Annotated in this window: 21 protein-coding genes; 6 read left to right on the top strand and 15 right to left on the bottom strand. The window is 33.4% G+C overall.

Annotation, left to right across the window (positions count from 1 at the left end; all coding sequences use genetic code 11):
• Nucleotides 1-29: 29 nt before the first annotated feature.
• Together ROY99_03520 and ROY99_03515 are read right to left on the bottom strand one after the other, a co-directional pair.
• Nucleotides 30-245, bottom strand: a complete 216-nt coding sequence (locus tag ROY99_03520) for a hypothetical protein (GenBank protein ID MDT3695435.1) — start codon at nucleotides 243-245, stop codon at nucleotides 30-32.
• A gap of 113 nt (nucleotides 246-358) precedes the next feature.
• A complete protein-coding gene (locus ROY99_03515) occupies nucleotides 359-826 on the bottom strand; it encodes a hypothetical protein (protein MDT3695434.1) in 468 nt (155 codons plus the stop codon).
• 581 nt (nucleotides 827-1,407) lie between these two features.
• On the opposite strand from ROY99_03515, the gene ROY99_03510 reads away from it, so the two are divergent.
• Nucleotides 1,408-2,100, top strand: a complete 693-nt coding sequence (locus tag ROY99_03510) for an outer membrane beta-barrel protein (GenBank protein MDT3695433.1) — start codon at nucleotides 1,408-1,410, stop codon at nucleotides 2,098-2,100.
• A 123-nt stretch (nucleotides 2,101-2,223) separates the two neighbouring features.
• Here the strand turns inward: ROY99_03510 and ROY99_03505 are convergent, their stop codons facing one another.
• The 7 genes from ROY99_03505 to ROY99_03475 form a co-directional block, all read right to left on the bottom strand.
• On the bottom strand, nucleotides 2,224-3,534 hold the full coding sequence (locus ROY99_03505; GenBank protein ID MDT3695432.1) for a citrate (Si)-synthase: 1,311 nt from the start codon (nucleotides 3,532-3,534) through the stop codon (nucleotides 2,224-2,226).
• 114 nt (nucleotides 3,535-3,648) lie between these two features.
• Complete coding sequence (locus ROY99_03500; protein MDT3695431.1) at nucleotides 3,649-5,013, bottom strand: MBL fold metallo-hydrolase; 1,365 nt, start codon at nucleotides 5,011-5,013, stop codon at nucleotides 3,649-3,651.
• Nucleotides 5,010-5,702, bottom strand: a complete 693-nt coding sequence (locus tag ROY99_03495; GenBank protein ID MDT3695430.1) for a hypothetical protein — start codon at nucleotides 5,700-5,702, stop codon at nucleotides 5,010-5,012. Before ROY99_03495 ends, ROY99_03500 begins: the two co-directional genes overlap by 4 nt.
• Before the next feature lie 221 nt (nucleotides 5,703-5,923).
• Entirely contained in the window at nucleotides 5,924-6,565 is a 642-nt protein-coding gene (locus ROY99_03490) for a hypothetical protein (GenBank protein ID MDT3695429.1), read from the bottom strand.
• A 498-nt stretch (nucleotides 6,566-7,063) separates the two neighbouring features.
• Nucleotides 7,064-7,540 (bottom strand): transposase, encoded by a 477-nt coding sequence (locus ROY99_03485; protein ID MDT3695428.1) that lies wholly within the window; start codon nucleotides 7,538-7,540, stop codon nucleotides 7,064-7,066.
• Between the two features lie 256 nt (nucleotides 7,541-7,796).
• A complete protein-coding gene (locus ROY99_03480) occupies nucleotides 7,797-8,837 on the bottom strand; it encodes a DNA methyltransferase (GenBank protein MDT3695427.1) in 1,041 nt (346 codons plus the stop codon).
• 9 nt (nucleotides 8,838-8,846) lie between these two features.
• Nucleotides 8,847-8,987 carry a hypothetical protein gene (locus ROY99_03475; protein ID MDT3695426.1) on the bottom strand — a complete coding sequence of 47 codons (141 nt, stop codon included), beginning with the start codon at nucleotides 8,985-8,987 and terminating at the stop codon, nucleotides 8,847-8,849.
• A gap of 195 nt (nucleotides 8,988-9,182) precedes the next feature.
• On the opposite strand from ROY99_03475, the gene ROY99_03470 reads away from it, so the two are divergent.
• On the top strand, nucleotides 9,183-9,671 hold the full coding sequence (locus ROY99_03470) for a peptidylprolyl isomerase (GenBank protein ID MDT3695425.1): 489 nt from the start codon (nucleotides 9,183-9,185) through the stop codon (nucleotides 9,669-9,671).
• Between the two features lie 79 nt (nucleotides 9,672-9,750).
• Here ROY99_03470 and ROY99_03465 read toward each other — a convergent pair whose 3' ends face one another.
• On the bottom strand, nucleotides 9,751-9,915 hold the full coding sequence (locus ROY99_03465; GenBank protein MDT3695424.1) for a hypothetical protein: 165 nt from the start codon (nucleotides 9,913-9,915) through the stop codon (nucleotides 9,751-9,753).
• Nucleotides 9,899-11,782, bottom strand: a complete 1,884-nt coding sequence (locus tag ROY99_03460; GenBank protein MDT3695423.1) for a M1 family metallopeptidase — start codon at nucleotides 11,780-11,782, stop codon at nucleotides 9,899-9,901. Before ROY99_03460 ends, ROY99_03465 begins: the two co-directional genes overlap by 17 nt.
• A 74-nt stretch (nucleotides 11,783-11,856) precedes the next feature.
• Here ROY99_03460 and ROY99_03455 point away from each other — a divergent pair, with 74 nt between their 5' ends.
• Complete coding sequence (locus ROY99_03455) at nucleotides 11,857-12,243, top strand: thioredoxin family protein (protein ID MDT3695422.1); 387 nt, start codon at nucleotides 11,857-11,859, stop codon at nucleotides 12,241-12,243.
• 42 nt (nucleotides 12,244-12,285) lie between these two features.
• Here the strand turns inward: ROY99_03455 and ROY99_03450 are convergent, their stop codons facing one another.
• Nucleotides 12,286-13,275, bottom strand: coding sequence for a lytic transglycosylase domain-containing protein (locus ROY99_03450; protein MDT3695421.1), 990 nt, complete (start codon nucleotides 13,273-13,275; stop codon nucleotides 12,286-12,288).
• A gap of 242 nt (nucleotides 13,276-13,517) precedes the next feature.
• Between ROY99_03450 and ROY99_03445 the strand changes: the two genes are divergently transcribed.
• Together ROY99_03445 and ROY99_03440 are read left to right on the top strand one after the other, a co-directional pair.
• The gene (locus tag ROY99_03445) at nucleotides 13,518-13,973 is read left to right on the top strand and encodes a hypothetical protein (GenBank protein MDT3695420.1); all 456 of its coding nucleotides are present in this window, start codon (nucleotides 13,518-13,520) and stop codon (nucleotides 13,971-13,973) included.
• A gap of 44 nt (nucleotides 13,974-14,017) precedes the next feature.
• On the top strand, nucleotides 14,018-14,506 hold the full coding sequence (locus ROY99_03440) for a hypothetical protein (GenBank protein ID MDT3695419.1): 489 nt from the start codon (nucleotides 14,018-14,020) through the stop codon (nucleotides 14,504-14,506).
• A gap of 43 nt (nucleotides 14,507-14,549) precedes the next feature.
• Here ROY99_03440 and pepF read toward each other — a convergent pair whose 3' ends face one another.
• The 3 genes from pepF to ROY99_03425 form a co-directional block, all read right to left on the bottom strand.
• Complete coding sequence (gene pepF / locus ROY99_03435) at nucleotides 14,550-16,427, bottom strand: oligoendopeptidase F (protein ID MDT3695418.1); 1,878 nt, start codon at nucleotides 16,425-16,427, stop codon at nucleotides 14,550-14,552.
• 141 nt (nucleotides 16,428-16,568) lie between these two features.
• A complete protein-coding gene (locus ROY99_03430) occupies nucleotides 16,569-18,116 on the bottom strand; it encodes a T9SS type A sorting domain-containing protein (protein ID MDT3695417.1) in 1,548 nt (515 codons plus the stop codon).
• Between the two features lie 614 nt (nucleotides 18,117-18,730).
• On the bottom strand, nucleotides 18,731-20,275 hold the full coding sequence (locus tag ROY99_03425; GenBank protein MDT3695416.1) for a T9SS type A sorting domain-containing protein: 1,545 nt from the start codon (nucleotides 20,273-20,275) through the stop codon (nucleotides 18,731-18,733).
• A gap of 318 nt (nucleotides 20,276-20,593) precedes the next feature.
• On the opposite strand from ROY99_03425, the gene ROY99_03420 reads away from it, so the two are divergent.
• The gene (locus ROY99_03420) at nucleotides 20,594-22,288 is read left to right on the top strand and encodes a peptidase (GenBank protein ID MDT3695415.1); all 1,695 of its coding nucleotides are present in this window, start codon (nucleotides 20,594-20,596) and stop codon (nucleotides 22,286-22,288) included.

Below are 22,288 nucleotides of genomic sequence, written 5' to 3'. Positions count from 1 at the left end.
GGGTTGATTGGCTGGCTGGTTATATGCCTTTAACCAAACAACTTATTAAAAAAGCCTTTCTTTGCTTCTCCATTTGTCGTAATAACCTTTAATCCAATTTCACCTAGCATATTTGTCAATTCATCTTCAAAGTCTCTGGTCGCATCAGTCGCATTACTTTTTGCATGTGCTACTTCGTGTAATAAAACAGCTTTAAATCTTTTTGTATTACTTAAGACACTACGCTTTATAAATAATTTGATCATCTTGTCGCAATCTTTCTGAGGGACGAAAAGAAAAGTCATCTCTTTGCATTGTTTCTGAAATAAGAATTTTATTAATATTTGAAGGTCTGCCTCCTACTAAATCAAGTACTCTATCAAGTAAATCGTAATTTTGTTTTTGCTGTTTGATAAGATTCAGAATTTGAACATTTTATTTGTAGTTCGTTCAGAACTGAATTTATTGAATCGGATAATTTTCCAATTCTTTTTGTCTTTGCGGTTTCCTTTTTCAAAGCATTTATTTCTTCAAATTGCTTATCATAATATCTTTTGGTAGCATTTACAAAAGAGTTGCAATAAAATTCGTTTATGTCAAAAGTTTCAGGTTTATTAATTACTGCAATCTGATAATTTTGTGGGACACCGGCTGGATACATTGTTTTGAACTGCTCAAGTGCTGATTGAATTACATTAGAATATTGAGAATTGTTTTTCGCAGATTTTAAGGTGGGAAGCAAGGTTAAGAGAAAATCGTATCTACCCTTAATTGTTTCCACATTTTTTGAAGTTGCTAAAATATAGAGACTCTCCATAGTTTGGATTATTGCTCTCTGAGTATCCATAACAAAAAAAAGTATCCAAAATATTACTCCTCTGATATTATTTTGTAAGCACCTAACTAATACTTATAAGGAATCCCCCTCAATCATCTGTTGGGTAATTCCTCTTATTTCCTTTCTCAATATCCATAACTGACCTAAATAATTCAAGCAGAAAGTTTTGTTTAATTGCTAAACAACAATAAAATCTAATTTTGTCCGCTGCTATTAGGAAAAGAACTAGCAGATATTATTAAGGCGTCAGAAGTCCGTTAGATATGTAGATAATTTCTTGTCAATCCTATCTGCTCCGGTCATTGAACATAAAAAGAATTGATCTAAAAATTAAATGACATCAAATCATTTACAGCCTGCCTGACTGACTATCGTTATCCAGCAGGACTATGCAGATTAAATATTAACAACTAAAAGTTAAGTCTTCGGTAAGCTGTTGGCACTCATAAATTAAGACAATAAGAATGTGAGTAATTAAAAAAATCTTCGGTACTATAGGAAAATTTAATTCTGTTTTTTATGTTAGCCGCCAGTATTCCGTTTGGCAGGGGAATAATTAATAAATTATTCTAAATAAAACAGGAGTCATTATGCAAAAGTCTTTTCTGAATTTTCTATTTCTTTCACTGCTCGCTTTTCTTCTTTCAGCTTCTTCAATCAATGCGCAAAACACAGATGATGATAAATACTGCTGGGGTCTTAACTTTATGTGGGGCAGGGATTTTACCATAGGCAAGCAAAAAATCGATGAGCTTAACTACGATCTATCAACTCCTGAATCTGAATATATAACAGGCTTTGGTATAGATTATTACCTTAATAAAAAATCCAGTCTTTACCTTCTTGGCAGTGTTGGTATCGGCAGTGATAAAACCGAGAACACAAGCGGTACTCAGGAGTTCAGCTCATCAGAATTTGGGGCAAAGCTTGGATATAATTATTACCCGTTGGGAATGGATAAACGAGTTTATTATTCTCTTGGCGGATGGGCAAGCTATGTATCCTACAGCGAAACCCAAACTAACACACCAACTTCCGGCACAGAAACAAAAGATGAATACTCTGCATCAAGATTAGGCGTTGGTCTTAATGCCTCCGCTTATGTAAGACCCTGGGAAGATCTTCAGTGGGAGTTTTATGCCGGGTATAATTTGGGAGCCTTCATCACGCCTAAAAGTACAATCACTCAAACACAAAACGGAACGTCTAATGAAATAAAAGGGCCAAGCAGTTTTCATCTGCAGGATTGCGGCGGATATGTTGGTACAAGATTTAGATTTTAATTGATGTGTTTTCTACTGTCTAATTCTTAAGCTGTCACGATTCTGAATATCATAATCATATAAAAAGAAGTCACGGGAATTCCGTGACTTCTTAATTAATAAACATTCCTGTTTTATTGACAACTAGCTTTTTATTCCCGCAACTTCTTCAAGCATTGCAGTAGTTACAGATTTTGGTCTTTCAATTGGATAACCAAGTCCACGATCCCAGATAATATTTGCAACAACACCAAATGCTCTTCCAACAGCAAAAAGAACTGTGTAGAAATCATATTCTTTTAGTCCGTAGTACCATTGTATAACACCCGATTGCGCATCAACATTTGGCCAGGGGTTTTTTGCTTTGCCTTGTTCCAACAAAATCGGCGGAACAACTTTGAAGAGAAGATCGACATATTTAAACAAAGGATCATTTGGCAAATGCTTTAAGCAAAATTCTCTTTGAGCCATATAACGAGGATCTGTTTTTCTTAAAACTGCGTGTCCAAAACCCGGAATTACTTGTCCGCTTTGCAAAGTATCCCAAACAAATTTTTTCATCTCTTCTTCGGTTGGAACTTTGCCGCCCATTTTATCATAAACACCATGCAGCCAGTTTAACACTTCCTGATTTGCAAGTCCGTGTAATGGACCTGCTAGTCCATTTGTCATTGCAGAAATTGAGTAGTAAAGATCTGATAAAGCACTTGCAACCAGGTGACCGGTGTGGGCACTTACATTTCCGCTTTCGTGATCGCTATGTAGAATAAAATACATTCTTGCAACATCATCATAAGGTTTTGCGATGCCCATCATGTGGGCAAAGTTTCCGCCAAGATCAAGTGTAGGATCAGAAGGAATAATATCTCCATTTTTATATTTCAATCTATATATGAAAGCAGCAACCGCAGGAAGTTTTGCAAGAAGATTTAGTCCATCTTCGTAAGTTGGCGCCCAGTAATCATTCTTTTTTAGTTTACCCGAATTATACTCTTTGACAAATTCAGATTCACGCTGCATTGCAAGAATAGCAGTTGAGAACATTACCATTGGATGAGAATCAGCAGGCATCACTCTTAGAATATCAAACACATACTTAGGTACAGAAGATCTTTTCTTAAACTCTGCTGCAACTTCTTCAACATCTTCTTTAGAAGGAATATCACCTGTTAATAAGAAAAAGAAAAATCCTTCAACATAAGGCATTTCTCCACCAGGAACTTTTGGAAGTTTTTCCAACACTTCGGGAATTGTAAACCCACGGAAACGAATTCCTTCAAACGGATCGAGATAGGAAATATCTGTTACAAGGCATTTGATATCTCTTGCACCGCCAATTGCCTGTTCAATTGTTATTTCCTGTAATTTATTGTTACCGAATTCTTTAAGAAGTCGGACTGTGCGCGGGCGCCAGGCTTCTATTTTATCCTGGACTTGTTTTTTTAGACGAGACATGCTCTCCTCCTGAAAAAAAATTTGATGAAAGAAAATCTTTATTTCCTATTTAGCAAGGAAATTGAATTTGTTTTTTTTAATATACAAAGAAAAATCAATTATTGCCTTACGCAATTAAAGGATTTTTAATTCTTTCCCTACTTCTGCAATCTGAAGTTTTATGCTCTTATTTTTTTTCAGTATTGATGACCCAACCCAATCAATTGCTTCATCATCGCCATGTGTTAATATTACATTATCAGGTTTAAGTTTATCAACAATCCTTAGTAAATCCTCTCTCCGGGCATGCGCCGAGAATTTGAAATTCTTTATCCCACATTTAACCTCTGTTGCTTCATCAAAATCAGTTAACCAGATTTTATCGCCTTGTTCTGAGTTTGCTATTGTATAACCCGGGCTTTCGGGATCCATATATCCGACAATAAAGACAGCTGAATCTTTTTGTTTTAAAAACCTTTTAGCAAAATTGTACGATGCTGTGTTCTTTACCATCATTCCGCTTGATGCAAGAACAATGCAGGGATTTAAAAAGAAATCATCGGGATTTGTAACTTCATAATAATCTTTTTGTGGAATTGAATTTAGCTCGAACTCCTTATCAATTCTATCAACAACATATTTGTTATAATCGTAAACACGATTAACTCTTGTTCCAATTCCACCTGTATAAATATCTACTGTTGTTAGTTTCCTTTTCTGTATTAACTGCCAGATTGTCGCTAACATTTCCTGCATTTTGCCCAATGAGAAAACAGGAATTAAAATAGATCCGCTGTTATTCAGGATCTTATTTGCTTCTTTTGCAAACCTTAGTGATTCTGCCTGCCAGTTTAAAAGTAAATCTGAATCTGTTGCACCATAGGTTGTTTCAAGAATTAAGGTATCAATTTTATCTTCAGGCAGCTTTGCTTTCGGCTGAATAGTTTGATCGGTAAGGTTGATATCTCCTGTATAAAATATTTTGTAATTGTTATTTTCCAGCAAAATTCCGGCAGAGCCTAAAATATGTCCTGCATCATAAAAAGTAACATTAACCTCAGAATTTTTAATCTGATGATATGAATTAAGTTCGAACTGATATCCATATTCTTTATACTCAATCATTTTAATAAGAAGATCAACTTCATCGTGTGAATAAAACTCAAATGATTGATCATCAATTTCTTTTTTTAATATGGATACAGAATTGTGCAATGTTAGTTCAGCTATAGCTCTGGTTTGCGGGGTTGTAATGATTTTTACATAAGGAAATTTTTTTATCAGAAATGGAAGCGAGCCAATATGATCCTGATGAGCATGAGAGATCAAGCAGGAATCAATCGGTCTATCGTTAAGCAAATCAAATTTTGGAAGTGAGTCCAGTCCTGTTTTTTGCGGATGAATCCCGCAGTCAAGAATAATTCCGTTGCCGTTAAGATTTAAGTAGTAACAGTTTGCACCAATTTCATTTCCACCGCCAACCGGAAGAAATGAAATCATTTATTTTCTTCTCTCATTTCGTTTTCAATATTATCAAGATCAACTTCATTCAATGTAATTTTTTCAGGAATTGTAAACTTATCTTTTGGAACGGAGCCTTCGTTAATTCTGGTTGCAATTACATTTATCTCCAATCCTCTTGAGTTTGTCTCGGATTTCAACGTAATCCATTTCCAAACCCAAAGTTTAGTTCCGGTACTGCGCATTTCATAAATATCACAATCTTTTCCGAGAAACTCTTCTTTACCGATTTTATTTGCGCCGATACTTAAGAGCATCTGTTCTCCAAACTCGTTAAAACCTTTTTGACCTTTTAATTCATCCATAGATTTTAAGACCGGGTTTCTTGTTTTTGTTCCGCTGTTCTGATCAATGTTTATCATATATTGATAATCACCGTCAATAATGTTTACAATATTTATTGGTTTGCTAAATCCGCTAACAGTCAAAACAGAACGGGTATATTCAGCTTGTCTCATTCCCCATTTATCAAAGTAAAGTGTTTTGGTTCCCTCCTGTGAGCCTGTTATTATATATTCAACAACTGCTGATTTAATACCGTATCTTTTTTGTGTGTCAGAGGAAGCATCTTTGTTTGAAATATCAGAGCTGTCTTTGCTGCTGTCTCCACAGCTCAGCACAAAAAAAGAAAGAGCAACTGAAAGGGTTAAAAATATTTTTTTTCTCATAATTATAATCTTTATTATTTTTTTCTGATTGAAAATAGTAAAACCGAAATCTTACTTCAATCAAATTGCTGGTCTGAGAAAAATTTCTTTTGACAAAATTGGCGGGAAAATGTATTTATTGTCCAAAACAATTTAAGAATCTTGATTACTCCTGCCTACGTTGCGAATACTTTATCAACAGAATTGTTAAACAGCTTTGTAAATAATGAATAATTACAAGACTATTTTTTTATAGCCCAAATAACATCTGCCAGAGTTGGTTTATCTTTTTCAAAATTAAACTTAAGCAAAAAATTCGGATTAAAGCCGAGCATATATTTTTCGATTCGTTCTTTAAGCCAGCCAATTTCTGATTTTAATTTCCAATGCTCCCCATCTGCAGAATAAAGAATAATAAACAATCTGCTTTTATAATGCTTACGCTGCTGCTGTGATTGATTTTTGTATAACCACCTAATCAATTCATCGGTTTTTTTAATTGCATCATCAATTTTATAAGGAAAATTTTTCGGAAAGATTGATGTTTTATGATCAAATGCCTCTCCCCGAATTGTAAAGTCAATCAGTTTGTCTTTATCATCCAGGGCTGGTTTAACGTTTGGCAGCGAGCAGAATATATCTTCAACAGCTTGTGCTGACCAGAAGTTATACCACCGGTTAATTGAGTAATTGAAATAAAGATCATATTCTTTTTCAGATTTAAATCTTGATTCAATTTCTTTAAGAAGTTCTTCAAACAAAAAAGTATGATAAATAAAATTTGTTTGTTTATCGAAGTTATCGTTCTGTTTTTGTCCCCATTTATAAGGATAGATTAATCTTTTTTTTAATTCAATTTCAATTTCTTCTAAATTATATTTCATAATACAAATGAACCTGAAGGACGGTAGCCTCAACCTTCAGGTTGAGCAAATACGAATAATAAATATTTAATAACTTTGTAACCTAATCCCGCAAGCTGAAGCTTGCGCCTACCTTTTAATTACATCTATTCATTTCTTCTGAAACACAAAAATATACTCGTGTCTAAACACATAAAATCCACCTACAAGAATCTGTAAGAATGGTAGCCTCAACCTTCAGGTTGAGCAAATAAGCATAATAAATATTTAATAACTTTGTAACCTAATCCCGCAAGCTGAAGCTTGCGCCTACCTTTTAATTACATCTATTCATTTCTTCTGAAACACAAAAATATACTCGTGTCTAAACACATAAAATCCACCTACAAGAATCTGTAAGAATGGTAGCCTCAACCTTCAGGTTGAGCAATAATTTCCAAATTATATTTCACATTACAAATGAATCAGAAAGACGGTAGCCTCAACCTTTAGGTTGAGCAATAACGCATAATAATTGCACTATTCCCATTCATATAAATTATAAACTGTTGAACCAATGTAAGGATATTTTTTCCAATAGTTCACAATACCAGCTCGAACAGGGTTATTGAGTATATATTTTAGATGTATTTCCAGATTTTCTTCACTTCTTAAAATGTGATCATAATAATCTTTTTGCCAGCTTACATTTGCTTTGCTCTTACTTAAATAAAATCCTGTTTTTTGTTTAAACATCTCAAGGCACTTTTTAATATTGGAGTCTGGTTCATTTCCTGCCAACACTAAATGCAAATGATCAGGCATAAATAAATAAACAAACGCAGAGCAATTATAATGTTTTAATTCTTCTAATAGTACTTTTTCAAAATATTTAAATGCACTTTCATTTGTGAAATAACTTACCCTTCCTTTTAAACATAAGGTAAAAGCAATTGGTCTTTCGCCAATGTAAATTTCTGCAGCTAATCGATGTTTGTTTTCTCTTATTCGCTTCATTGTTTACGGTAAACTCAATTTTTAGGTTGAGCATTAATTTCCAAATTATATTTCATAATACAAATGAACCTGAAGGACGGTAGCCTCAACCTTTAGGTTGAGCAATAATTTCAAAATTATATCTCATATTACAAATGAATCAGAACAACGGTAGCCTCAACCTTCAGGTTGAGCAAATACGAATAATAAATATTTAATAACTTTGTAACCTAATCCCGCAAGCTGAAGCTTGCGCCTACCTTTTAATTACATCTATTCATTTCTTCTGAAACACAAAAACATACTCGTGTTTAAACACATAAAATCCACCGGCTAATGCACGATAACGCCATAGCTCTTTCTGATTTCTCTTTGCAGTAGTTTCATCAAAGTTTTTAACGATTACAGATTTTAAAATCATTCTGCGTTTTAAAAATTCCTGCATTACATAAAATCCCAGCGGAATCCATTCACCATCAGAATATTTATCGCCTATAACAACTGCTGCAAATCTTTTTTTATCAAGATGAGGAAGACAATTATCTAATACACTTCCAAATTTAGCTATAAATTCTTCGATTGATTTACTGTTGGATAAGTCAGATTTATTATTACTGAATTTTATAATATCCCAATACGGTGGATGAAATATCTGAAATTGAAATGACTTAATTCCTGATTCATCCAGGTGATTTCTTAAATTAATTTTTGAGCTGTCTCCGTTTATAAATTTAAGTTCAATAGAATGCTGATTTTTTTCTTTAGAAATTATTTTTCTTGTCTGATTCAATACTTTTTTTGAAAGCTCTATACCGACAGCATTTCTGCCCAATCTTTGTGCTTCAATTAATGAAGTTCCGCTGCCAAGAAAGGGATCTAAAATCCACTCTTCTTTTTTTGTATATCTTCTGAGAAGTTGATTTGGAATTTGCGGAATAAAATTTCCCCAATAACCTGCGTGGTGAACACCTGTTTTATCGCGTTTATCCAGTATCCACAGGCTGTCCGTAATTATGTCGCTATATTCTTTCCAGCGGTTAAGATTAAGATCATTAATTTTACTTTGTCTTTCTTCTGTTAAGCTTTTCAATAATCGCTTAATATAATATTTTGTCCGCTCAAGAGTTTGAGTTTCAAGTATCTGATTTATTTCCCCGCATAAAAAATCTTTTGTAACAGAAACATAGCCATCGCTGATTAAAATATCTTCTTTACTCTCTTTAACTTCTTTAAGCAGAGCAGAGTAATTTCTTTTAATTTCTTTTAAATCTGAGTATTTCAATGAGTCTGAAATAATATTTATTAGATTAGTTTTCATTCAATTATTTTATTTCATCTTTAGATACGCAAGTGAAGATTCAGCTTTAATAAGTAAACGCTTAACTTCCGGTTGTTCGGATAATGAACGGGCTGCTGCCGTAACATTAATGCTTCCGTTAATAGTCCTAATATTGTGGTACTCTTTCAATGGAGTTTAATTCTTTCGGATATTATTAACTATCAGAGTTTCTTTACAAATCAAATTTAACTAATTCAGTATAGTTCTAAAACTATCAGATAAATTTCTTTAATTAATTTCTAACCTTTACTAGTAATTTTTCTTTTTATTTCTTTTCCACTTTCTCTATTATGCAGCGTCAATTAAAAACAATAAGGATACAAAATGCCGATAGAAATAAATAAAGTTGTTACCTTAAATTTTACATTAACTGATGATGCTGGTAATGTTTTAGATTCAACTGATCATGGCGGATCGTTTTCATACATTAGCGGAAAGGGAATGGTTTTACCAAAACTTGAGGAAGCAGTTAGTGTAATGATGATAGGCACAAAAAAGCAGTTAAGATTGGATGCAGCTGATGCTTATGGAAATTATAATGAACAAATAGTGCAGGTTGTCGGAAAGGAAAATTTTCCGGAGGATTTTGTTTTAGAAGTCGGGATGGAATATATGGCAAGTAATCCGGATGGTGTTCAAATGCCTTTTACTATTATAGAAGTAAATGATGATGAAATAACAATCGATTTTAATCATCCTTTTGCCGGAATGAATTTAAATTTTGATTTAGAACTCGTGGATGTAAGAGATGCTACTGTAGAAGAATTAGCACACGGTCATGTTCACGGACCAGGCGGACATCATCATCACTAATATACATTTAGAAATTGGGAGGATTGAATTATTTCAATCCTCTTTTATTATTAATTAATTTTCTTTTTTAACATCTGGCTTAAACCAGCACAAATTGCCCTTCCAGCACCTGCTCCAACAGAAATCCACATTGCCAGGTCTTTGCAAAAATTCCGATAATTGCACCAGCGCTAAATCCGATAGCAAGCCTAATAGAAATTGGAAGAGTATGCTTATTTTGATTTTTATTACTTATAATGTTCAAATCTCATTGAATTATTAGTTACATCTGCATCAGGAATATTTTTATTTGTCAATTCAACAGTTTTAACTTTTGATTTTACATCAACATCGAGCCAGACCTCTTTATCTCCATTTTGCCAAATTAGTGTTGATGATGTAAGTTTTGTTTGTATCCCATCTTCAAATGTTAAGGTCAAATCAATTGGAACTGGAAGATTACCTACATTTTCTACAAGCACACTTGTTTTGTTGTTTTCATTCTTAACATCTTTAATTGCAAGATCAGGAATGTGCGATTCAAAAAACCATGGTTTCCAGAACCAGCTTAAATCATGATTAACAACATCTTCAAATGTGTAAAACATATCCCACGGGGTTGGATGTTTACCATTCCATCTTGAAATAAATTCATTTAAACACTTCTTAAATAATTCATCTCCCAACGCAGATTCCAGCATTTCAAAAGCTAATGCTGATTTATAATAACTCAATATACTTAAATGTGGATCACGGGAAAGTATTGATGGGAATATCATCGGTATATCCATTTCATTTCCAGCCCACCTCGAAAATCCAACTGCGGCGCGTGTTCTATGATCATATTCTGATAATTCAATCTGCAGATCCCATGGAAGAAAATATGCCATACCTTCATCCATCCAGCCGTAACGGGTTTCATTTGTGCCAACATAAAAAGGGAAGTACATATGTGAAATTTCGTGAGTAGTTACGTAAACATCATTTACTTTATTTGAGAATTGTCCGTCATTTACAATCATCGGAAACTCCATTCCTCCATCACCATTAAATACGGTTATCTGCGGGTAAGGATAAATTACACCGGGCATTTCCTTGGAAAAAAACTCGATACTTCTTTTAGCCATTTCTGCAGCTTGAGTGAAGAAATCTGATGAAGGATTGTAGGCTGAAAAACACCCAACTCTTTTTCCGGGTTCAAGTTCAATGCTAGTTCCATCCCACAAATAAAAATCACTCATCCCGAATGCAAAATCTGAAATATTTTTTACAGAATATTTAAAAGTTGTAAATCCATTTTGAGATTTATATATCTCTTTACCGCTATCTGATCTTGAAACGATGTTGATTAAATTGTCGGAAGTTAATGAGAGACTATATCTTTCTAAGTACGGTTCATTTAGTACTTCCTCTGGGTTTTGCAGCATTCCTGTTGCCCAGATACCAAATCCCTTTGGAACTTTTATTTCAACATTAATATCGGAGTAATCAAAATAAAATTCATGTTCTGCATTATAGCTTAACAAATCCCAACCGAGTATATCATCATACACAGCAATTTTGGGATACCAATATCCAACAAAAAAAGTTAATTCGCCGTAAGTCCCGATTCTTATATCTGTACCTTTTGGAATCACAAAACTCCAATCAATTTCAATTGCGATGTTTTCTTTCGGCGGAAGCGGTGAAGTAAGTTTTATGATCAGGTTGGTCCCCTGGTAAGAAATTTTTTTATCATCAGGATTAAGACTTACTGAAGCATTGTCCACAGTTAGCTTGCTTACTATAACTCCATCTGTTACAGTTACAGGATTAAGTTGTCTGTTTCTTGCCGCACCTTTTTTGTACATATCCTGGTAAAGCTTTAACACAATGTTCTTAAGTGTATCTGGACTATTGTTAAGGTAAACGATTTTTTCGCTTCCTGTTAGCAACCTTGTATTCGGATCAATCTCTGCTTTGATGTTGTACTCCGAAAAGTTTTGCCAATAATTTATTCCAGGCTTCCCATCGTAAGATCTTGTATTCTTATCATAAGCCTTCTTAATTTCTCTCGGCATCTTCAGATCTGAGGCAAAAGATGGAGGAATAATCAATAAAATTATTATTGCAGAAATAATAAAAGATTTCATACTGGTTTTCCTTGGTGTGTATGATTACTAAATTTGAAGGTAAAGTTTATTAAGTATATTGAAATTTTAAAGAATTGTTTGATAAACGGTTATATAATTATCCGGTTAACAATAATTTAATAAATCTGATGAATATTGATTCACCTAAAAGCCTTGAAGATTTTTTAGAAATTTCCTCATCAAGCAATGCTGTTTGTTTTTACTTAAGCACACAGGATTGTAATGTTTGTAAAGTATTAAAGCCCAAAGTAATTGAAATGATTGAAAAGAATTTTACGCAAATTCAATTCTGTTATATTGATTTAAACGAAGCTAAAGAAATATCTGGTCAGCTTTCTGTTTTTTCAGTTCCAACAATTTTAGTCTATTTTGATGGCAAAGAAACTATTAGGGTTTCCAGAAACATTCATATCTCTGAATTACAGAATCAAATTAGCAGATATTATAATCTTATTTTTTAATGGCTGCTGCAGACAGCTGTTTATCCTTTTTCAAAATCCAGTTTATAATTCTTTAATTATTTTTATACTTCCTTCTGCCGGTACTTTTATTTTATAAGTTTTTTTCTCTTTGTTCTTAAGTGAAGTGTCGCGCAGCCAGGGATTATAATACTTAAGAGTTTTATAATTAATACCAAGCGATGCTGCATAATCAGCAAAATCAATTACCGGTGAACTAAGCTCCACTTCTTTAAATTTTAACGGTTGATATAAATCTTCTGGTTTTATATCATAACCATAGTAAGCAGGATTTTCCATTATCAACTTCATTGCAATAATCCTTGCAACGTATCGTGAAGTTTCTGTATTGAGAACAAGGTTCCAATAGTTTGCAGCTTTTTGAACACCGCTCCACTTTTCTATACCATTTGTTCCAGCATTATAAGATGAGGCAGCCATTGTCCAGTTCCCAAACATAGTATAGGCAGTGTTAAGATATTTACACGCTGCTTCTGTGGATTTTATCACATCATATCTTTCATCAACTTCGTTATTTACCAACAAGCCATATTGTGCAGCCGCAGATTTTATAAACTGCCAGTAACCTGTTGCTCCTGCTGGAGAAACTACATTATCTAAGTTGCTTTCAACAACAGCAAGATATTTGAAGTCGTCTGGAATATTATTTTGCTTTAAAATAGGTTCAATAACCGGGAACCATCTTGCTGCTCTCTTGATCGCAAGTATAGTTGCGCTGTGCCAATAGGTATTTACTAAAATTTCCCGGTCAACTCTTTCATAAACTTCAAAATTTTCTAAAGGAATTCTTTCGCCAAAAATAAATAAGCTGTCGGGTACCTTCGGGGCAATGATTTTATATTCCTGTGGAAATATACCATCAGCTTTTGAACCTGTATTTGCGTAAGTAATGTTGGTAAAAGATAAATTTGTTGAAAAATAAATCAACACAAGAACACTAAATGCTCCTGCAGCAAAATAGTAAAGTTTAGATTTTTTGATTACGGTTTCTTTAATTTTTTGAAGAACGTTCATTCTTATCCCTGCTAAATTATTGTATTAATAATTAAATGCTTTTATAACTCGAAGATAAAAATAAGTGTAATTATATTTGCAAGTAGAAATAAATATTCAGAAGAGATATGGGATTAAAGGAAACCTTAAAAAAAAGGAGAACATTTGAAAAATCTTAAGCTCAAAACACCTCATCTAATGGAATGGTGGATTAGTGTTTAAATCAGAACAACCTTTATTCAGACATCATTTTTGAGGTAATATTGAACGAAGTAAAGGCAAATAAAGACTATAATCCAGAAATGCATTCTGCCGAACATATTCTGAATCAAACAATGGTAAGAATGTTTAACAAGGGCAGATCGTTTTCAAATCATATAGAAAAGAAAAAATCTAAATGCGATTATCATTTTGATAGAAATCTTACCGAAGAAGAAGTTGAAGCAATAACCAAAAAAGTAAATGAAGTTATTCAGCAGGATTTAAAAGTAACAGAAGAATTTCTACATCGTGATGAAGCAATAAATAATTTTAAACTTACTCAGCTACCCGATGATGCAGGCGATACGATCCGCATAATTAAAATCGGTGATTATGATGCCTGTCCCTGCAGTGGAGTTCACGTTTCATCAACAAAAGAAATAGGAAAGTTTCAGATAATCTCTACAAGTTTTGAGGATGGTGTTTTGCGTGTAAGATTTAAACTTCCAAAAGACTAATAGCTGTTTAGTATCAGAATCAAATATTATTTATAGGTTTTAAAATGAAAAAAATATTTGTAATTGCATTTTTAGCACTTGTGTTTGCAGTATTCTTTAATGAGCCGGCAGTGGCACAGGCAAAACCAATTCAGCTTGCGCTGTTTAATCCTGTTCAGATATTTCCTGAAAACACATCCATAACCGGATTGAGATTAAACCTGATATATGGAAAGAACAGAAATGTTAGCGGAATTGATTTGGGACTTGTAAACTCAACAACCGGCAGCCAGGTTGGCTGGCAGAATGGTTTTATAAATCTTGTTGATGGTGGATTTTTAGGTTTACAAACCGGATTTGTTAATCTTACAGACAGCAAGTTTGAAGGATTGCAATGGGGCTTTGTTAATTATCATAAAGGAAAAGTAAGTGGTTTGCAGCTTGGTTTTGTTAACTACGCAGGAAGTATGAACGGAATACAATTCGGGTTGATAAATATTATTAATCAAGGTGGTACATTCCCGTTCTTCCCGATTGTTAACTGGTCGTTTTAATATTAAATGTGCAGACCACCAAAAGATGGTCTGCACGTTTGTTTTACTTTTTTAATATCCTTTCCATCTCATCCATAACTTTATTCATTTTACTCATGGTTAAATCAAATGCTTCTGATGAAAGCGGATCAATCCCTGCTTCTTTAATCAAGTCAACAGGATATTTAGAACCGCCGCCTTTTAATATCTTATAAAAATTATCAACCGCTGGTGTTCCTTCATTAACAATCTTCTCTGCAAATGCTGTTGCATAGATCAGTGAAGTTGAATATTGAAATACATAATAAGTATAATCCATAAAATGATGAATATAAGCCCATTCATACTGAATACTGGGATCAACAATACAATGCCCTTCATTGTGCCCGTAATATTTTTTTACTATACCATAGTAAATATCGGAAAGATCATCGCCGGTTAATGGCTCACCCTGCTCAATTTTATTATGTATTTCAAGCTCAAACTCTGCAAAGGAAGTCTGGCGATAAATTGTAGTTCTTAATAAATCCAGATAACTGCCGAGCAGAAAGAGTTTTTCCTCATCGCTCTTTGCATTTTTAACCATATAATTATTAAGAAGAGTTTCATTAATTGTGGATGCAATTTCTGCTACAAAGATCGTATAATTAGCTTTCGGAAACGGCTGATTTGTATTTGAATAAAAGCTATGCATTGTATGACCGAGCTCGTGTGTTAGTGTGGAAAGTGATTCATAATCGTTATTCCAGTTCATTAAAATATATGGATGAACATCATAAGCTCCGTCTGTTGAATATGCACCGCTTCGCTTTCCTTCAGTAGGAATATAGTCAATCCATCTGTCGTTAAAGGCTTTTTTTAATGTTGCAAGATAATCGGATTTAAGCGGAGTAAGAGCATCCTGAATTATCTTTTGTCCTTCTTCAATTGTAAACTTCATATCAACTTTTTTTACCAATGGCGTATAGAGATCATAATAATGTAATGTATCAACACCGAGCATTTTTTTCTTAAGATCTAAAAATCTGTGCAGGGTTGGCAGACTCTTATTTATCTGCTCAATCAATGTAGTATAAACAGTTGTCGGAATATTATCACCGTTTAATGCCGACTCGAGAGATGATTTATAATTCCTGTTTTTTGCAAACACCCAATCTTTTTTGACTTTTCCTACAAGATTAGCTCCGAATGTGTTTTTAAAATCGCCGTAGCTGTTAAAGAAAGTTTCAAAAATATTTTTCCTGTCAATACGGTTTTCAACCGTTCTTACTCCTGTAAATGCAGCAGGCGAAAGTTCAACGCTGCTTCCATCCGAAAGAGTAACGGTTGGTTTTGGTTTCTCGCCGTCAGCAAATATTGAATAAACAGTGCTTTGATTGCCAGCGATCAAGCCGAAACTTGCCAAAATCTTTTCCTCATTTTCGGGTAAAGTATGCGGACGCAATCTTTGAATATTATCAATATATATTGAAAATGTTTCAAGCTCTGGTCTTTCTTTGAAAAACTTTTCGATTGTTTCTTTTGGAATATCTAAAATTTCAGGTTCAAAGAATGAGGCAGTTTCCCTGAATTTTGTTCCTACTGAAGAAAGCCTTTGGAGCAGTGCCTGATTTTCTGAAATCTGGACATCTTCGTTGCTTAAGTTAAGGGCATAGGTACCTGCCTGAGAAAAGATTTTATAAAAATCAAAGTAAGATTTTAATGCATTCAGCAAGTTTTGGGAGCTTACTCCAAGTTTACCTTTGTAATCAGCAAAACTACCTATACCTGCTTCCACTTTTTGAATATCGGATTTCCAATCCTCAACAGACTTATACATATCAGAAAGATTCCATTTGTATTTATCCGGAACATCTTTTCTCTGCGGTGATTGCGGATAAATTGAACTAATAAATGATAAGAGTACTAAAGTGTAAAAAAGAAATAATTTTTGTTTGGACATTGCTCCACCTTTTAGTGTAATTAGAATTTTGCAGGGTAAACTTAAAGAGAATTGAACTTGTTAAAAATTATTTTATGATAGGCGGTTAAATAAAAAGACGCAACAAATAGATGCGTCCTTAAAACAGAATATCTTTGCAAGTTATTTGAGAAGAATCATTTTTTTAGATGAAACAAAACCACCAGCTTGTATTTTATATATGTAAACTCCACTTGCAAGACTGCTTGCATTAAAGTTTACTTCGTACTTGCCTGCAGGTTTTTCTTCGTTTACAAGTTGCGCGATTTCTTCTCCTAATAAATTGAAGATTTTTAGTTGAACATTTGAAGAGGATGGCAGGTAAAAATCAATTTGAGTACTTGGGTTGAAAGGATTGGGATAGTTTTGATATAAAACATACTTATTTAGCTTAATATCTTTTTCATCATCTACACTATTCAACTCTTCAAAAGAGTAAACGTAAATTTTCCCCGTAGGATCCCAGCCTCCACTAACTGTGAATGCTATCTCAGGGGTTGAATCATTATTGATAAAACCCAAATAACTTACTTGCTCTGCCCAATCGAAAACGTAATTTGGTATTGTATCAAGCAATGGTTGGCCAAAAAATATTCTTAATGAATCGGTCACATAAGCAAAATCATTAAAACCGTCGCAATTTAAATTATTAAGACTGCTTATGTACCACATATCACCTGCTGAGTAATATGAATTGATAGTACTAAAATCATTTCCTGAAATAACATTCAAATATTCTCCTCCCATAATTCCAAGATCATTTATTGAGTCACCATTTACATCACCAAGTCCAGATATAAATCGACCATAGTAATATGAAGATGTGTCATCAGTAAACTCAATTGAATTACTAAGGCTTATTTCATTACCACCATAAACCAAATATGCTTTGCCACCCTGATAAATTTTATTTGGGATATTATTGTGAAACATTGGAGCACCAATAAGTACATCATTAAATCCATCATTATTTATATCGCCTACAGCAGATAATGAAAATCCAAAATTATCAAAAACCTCCTCCCCTTCGAGCAACACATCATACTGATCATCTACATTAGTACCACCGAAGTAAATATAAACTCTCCCGTGTGCATCATAATCATCATTTGCAGCTCCAATAACGAAATCATCATAACCATCTCCATTTAAGTCGCCAGGGATACAGACTGCCTTTCCAAATCCATAATACCAACCAGTAGATGATAACCAATCACCAACTATGAGTGTAAGATCGGCAGTTGTATCTATTGTCGGTCCACCAAAGTAAACATAAGCAGCTCCGGTTGTCATAATTTGATACGGAAAAGATGGTCCAATCCAGGTTGAACTGGCACCGATTATTAGGTCTGGATAACCATCGCCATTTACATCCCCATCACCTGCTATCGAACAGCCAAATTGACAATTTAATTGTTTATAGTCTTTAAAGATCAGGTCAGGAATAGTATCGAAAGCAGTACCACCAAAGAAAAGTTTAGCATAATCTCCACCAGGTGCACCAACAATAACATCATCAAAGCCGTCTGCATTAATATCACCAATATGGCTAACAACACTAAACTGGTCACCAACAGAATCACCACTCATTGTAGTGAGTAAGTAAAAACCTTCTTGGGGGTAAGAATGAACAGAAAAGAAAACAACTAAAGAAATAATATATTTTTTCATATTAGCTCCCCTGCAAAGTCTTAAAATATTTTTTTTGTTGAGTGAAAAGACATAAGAGATAAAACTCTAACTTCTCTTGAAATCGCAGATAGATAGATAACAATCGTGCCACAATTTTTATAATTGGCTTTCAAAATTATCCCTTTACTTCAGAAACAGATTAGTTCTACAACAAACGTAAACAATAAGTCCAATTTATTCAATACATATAAAAATATTAATAAGAAAAAGGATTGGTTTGTTGTTGTATTAATACGAGCAAATATTATTCCTTATTACATCATTAGTTTATAAGTTGTTTTTTTTCCTGGTAAGTAAAAAAGATATAAACAGTTAAGCACAAATTACAAATTGTAAAAAATTATACGATAGAATTGTCGTTTAAATAAATTAAATGACAAATAAGAAATGTTGATTTGTGAAACATAAAAAAGACGATTCTTTCGAATCGTATTAAAAATATTAAGTATTAAATTCGCCGCGGCGGATCAATGTTAAATAACTGATGTTTTTATTTTAATAAATGTGTATGGTTAATTAACCCCTCCCAGCCTCCCCCCGAAACAAGTTCGGGGCAGGCTCTTTAGAAAAAGGGGAGAGGATAGGACAAGTTATTACTTTAGAAGTATCATTTTCTTAGAACTTATAAAGTCACCAGCTTGTATTTTATATATGTAAACTCCACTTGCAAGACTGCTTGCATTAAAGTTTACTTCGTACTTGCCTGCAGGTTTTTCTTCGTTTACTAGTATAGCGATCTCTTTTCCTAAAATATCATAAACTTTTAACTGTACGTATTCCCTGGAACTTACTGAAAATTGAATATTCGTAGTAGGATTAAATGGATTTGGAAAATTTTGATATAAATGAAAGTTAAGTTTCGATTTTTCGTGAAGATCTTTAATGTCGGTAAAATTTATTCTGGAATAGATATATACTTTGCCTTTAGGACTTGTATAGTCAGGGAAATTTGGACTTAATACAAATAGCTCATCAAATCCATCACTATTGATATCTTCTGAAGTAATAATCTTTGAAAACTCATCCCATTTATTTTCTCCCTCAAGTAAGAGATTAAATGTAGTATCTATATTCGGTTTACCAAAATAAACATATGCTCCACCAACCATCATACTGTCTGAATTTCTATAATTAGTTTTACCAATGATAAAATCATCATACCCATCTTTGTTTAAGTCCCCATATGAAGAACTATTCAAATACCCGCTAAATGAAATTAAGCTATCTAGTCCAGAATAAATATTTATTTTACCATTATAAAAAATAAATTCAACTTTGTTATCTAGGTTTATATCACCTATATTATAAATACTTCCACCATTTAATATATAATCTTTAGTGGTATCAATTATGAATCCACCATAATAAAAATAGACTTTACTAGTATCATCCATAAGCAGTCCCGCGGGTGCCCCAATTGCTATATCCTTAAAACCATCAGAATTAACATCACCTATATTTGTTACACTCTCTCCAAAAAAATCATTTACTATATTACTTGTAAAAGTAATACTTTTGTTCCACGTTATCGTATCACCACCCCAGAATAAGTAAACATACCCTTTCCCATTATCCCAATTATATGTAGAACTGATCGAAAAATCATCATAACCGTCTTTGTTCAGATCATCTAACTTCACAACTACACCACCAAAACCATCTTGAATCCAGGGTTCATAAAATTCTGCTGCCGGTACTGTATCTATTGTTTCACCGCCATAATACAAGAATACCTTACCCTTGCTAAAACCAAAATCACCGAATCCTCCCGTAAGCATAAAATCGTCATATCCATCACCATTTACATCACCTAATTCATTTGCATTTCCTAAATAATTCAAAGTATCACAACAAGGATAATGGAATGTAACATCAGGTATCAAATCAAGTGTTGCTGAGCCTAAGAATAATTGAACAATACCTTGATCACTTCTTGTTTTACCTGTTCTTGAGGAAACTGTAAAATCATCGTAACCATCACCATTAACATCGCCAACTCTGGAAATATTGGTGATTTTTTTTTCAGTTGATACACCTGTAATTGAACCAACAAGGTAGAGGCTGTCCTGTGCAGATAATGTTGAAAATATAGAGAAAATAAAAATAATTAAACAAAGGTTTTCACACTGACGTAACATATCATACCCAAAATGTGAAACAGATAATTAACAAATCAAACGTAAAGAAAGAAATAGTTTAATTCAACACAATAGAGAGTGTTTCTTGTCCTAATTTTTGTTTAAGCTATGTGTTAACAACAGCAAGTATTATTCCTGAAGTATTGATTGGTATTATAAGAGATTTTTATCCAGGCAGGTAAAAAAGTTCAAAAGAGATTTTACAAAATTACAATTTGTAAAAATTTTAGCGATAAAAATGACGCTGAAAAAATATGAAGCTAAACAATTAATTATATTTACCAACAATTTTAAAATTAATTTTTAATAGGTTTTACAATGAAAAAATTATTAGCCGCATCGTTTATGTTTTTATTAATGATCGCCTGTACAGAAAACCAAAATCCACAAAAGGAATCAGAGGAAGTAACAATGCTAAAAGAGAAGATTGCCAAATTTGTTCCAGTTGAAATACAATATGATGAAACGATTTTAACAGACAGAGAAAAAGTTGTACTAGAAAAACTTTACCGCGCATCGCAAATAATTGATGAATTGTTTCTTGAGCAGGTTTACTCAAAGAACAATCAAATAAAATCTGATCTGCTTTCAAAGATCTCTAATAAGTCAGTTTTATCGGAACAACCAGAGCTTAAACTTCAACTTGAACTATTTAATATTATGTTCGGTCCCTTTGATAGGCTTGAAGATGACGAACCGTTTATCGGGACAGATAAAAAACCACTTGGTGCAAATTTCTATCCAGAAGATATGACTAAAGAGGAGTTTGAAAACTGGATAAAGCAAAATCCACAGGATGAAAAATCTTTTACTAGCGAGTTTACAGTAATCAGAAGAAAAGATGGAAAATTAGCTGCCATACCTTACAGCGAATATTTTAAGGATAAACTAACCAAAGCATCAAATCTTCTTAAAGAAGCAGCTGAGTTTGCAGATAATCCATCGCTAAAGAAATATTTACTTTCACGTGCTGATGCTTTTTTAAGTAATGATTATTATCAAAGCGATATGGATTGGATGGACTTGAAGGATCATAATATTGAAGTTGTAATTGGTCCTTATGAAGTTTATGAAGATGCAATGTTCAATTACAAAGCAGCGTTTGAAAGTTTTGTAACGATAAAGGATCCGGTTGAAACAAAAAAGCTTGAAGTGTTTGCAAAGTATTTGACTGATATTGAAAAAAATCTTCCACTTGATGATAAGCATAAGAATTATACACGCGGTTCGGAATCACCAATTGTTGTTGCAAACGAAGTGTTTACTGCTGGAGATACAAAAGCCGGAGTGCAGACACTTGCATTCAATTTGCCAAACGATGAAAGAGTCAGACAGGCAAAAGGATCAAAGAAAGTTATGCTGAAAAATGTTCACGAGGCAAAATTTGAAAAACTCTTAAAGCCGATTGCTGAAATTGTTTTGGATTCCGATCAGTTAAAGTATGTTACGTTTGATGCTTTCTTTAATCATACGTTAATGCACGAAATGTCTCACGGTGTTGGTCCCGGCTTTATTAAGGTAAATGGACGCGATACTGAAGTGAAGAAGGAGCTTAAGGAAACTTACTCAACAATGGAGGAATGTAAAGCAGATATCCTTGGAATGTACAACAATATTTTTATGATAGAGAAGGGTGTTTATCCTAAAGAAAGTGAACATCAGATCTGGGTAACATTTCTTGCGGGTGCTTTTCGAAGTATGCGCTTTGGAATCGGTGAAGCACACGGCGGAGGTAATGCTATAATCTATAATTTTCTTTTAGAAAAAGGCGGTTATGTTTTTGATGAGAGCACTCAAAAAGTAAAAGTTAATTTTGATAAAATTTATCCGGCACTTAAAGAGCTTTGTAATTTAGTTCTGACTATTCAGGCTGAGGGAAATTATCAGGCTGCTAAAGACCTGATTGCTAAGTACGCTGTTAATTCTAAAACAATTGGGCAGCTTAGAAAAAAACTTGAGACTCTTCCTGTGGATATTAAACCTGTTTTTGAGATTGAGGAAAAACTTAAGTAA

The organism is Ignavibacterium sp. (assembly GCA_032027145.1).
Classification (GTDB): Bacteria; Bacteroidota; Ignavibacteria; order Ignavibacteriales; family Ignavibacteriaceae; genus IGN3.
Note: the sequence above shows the minus strand (reverse complement) of the source record. Positions and strands in the feature narration are given on the sequence as shown.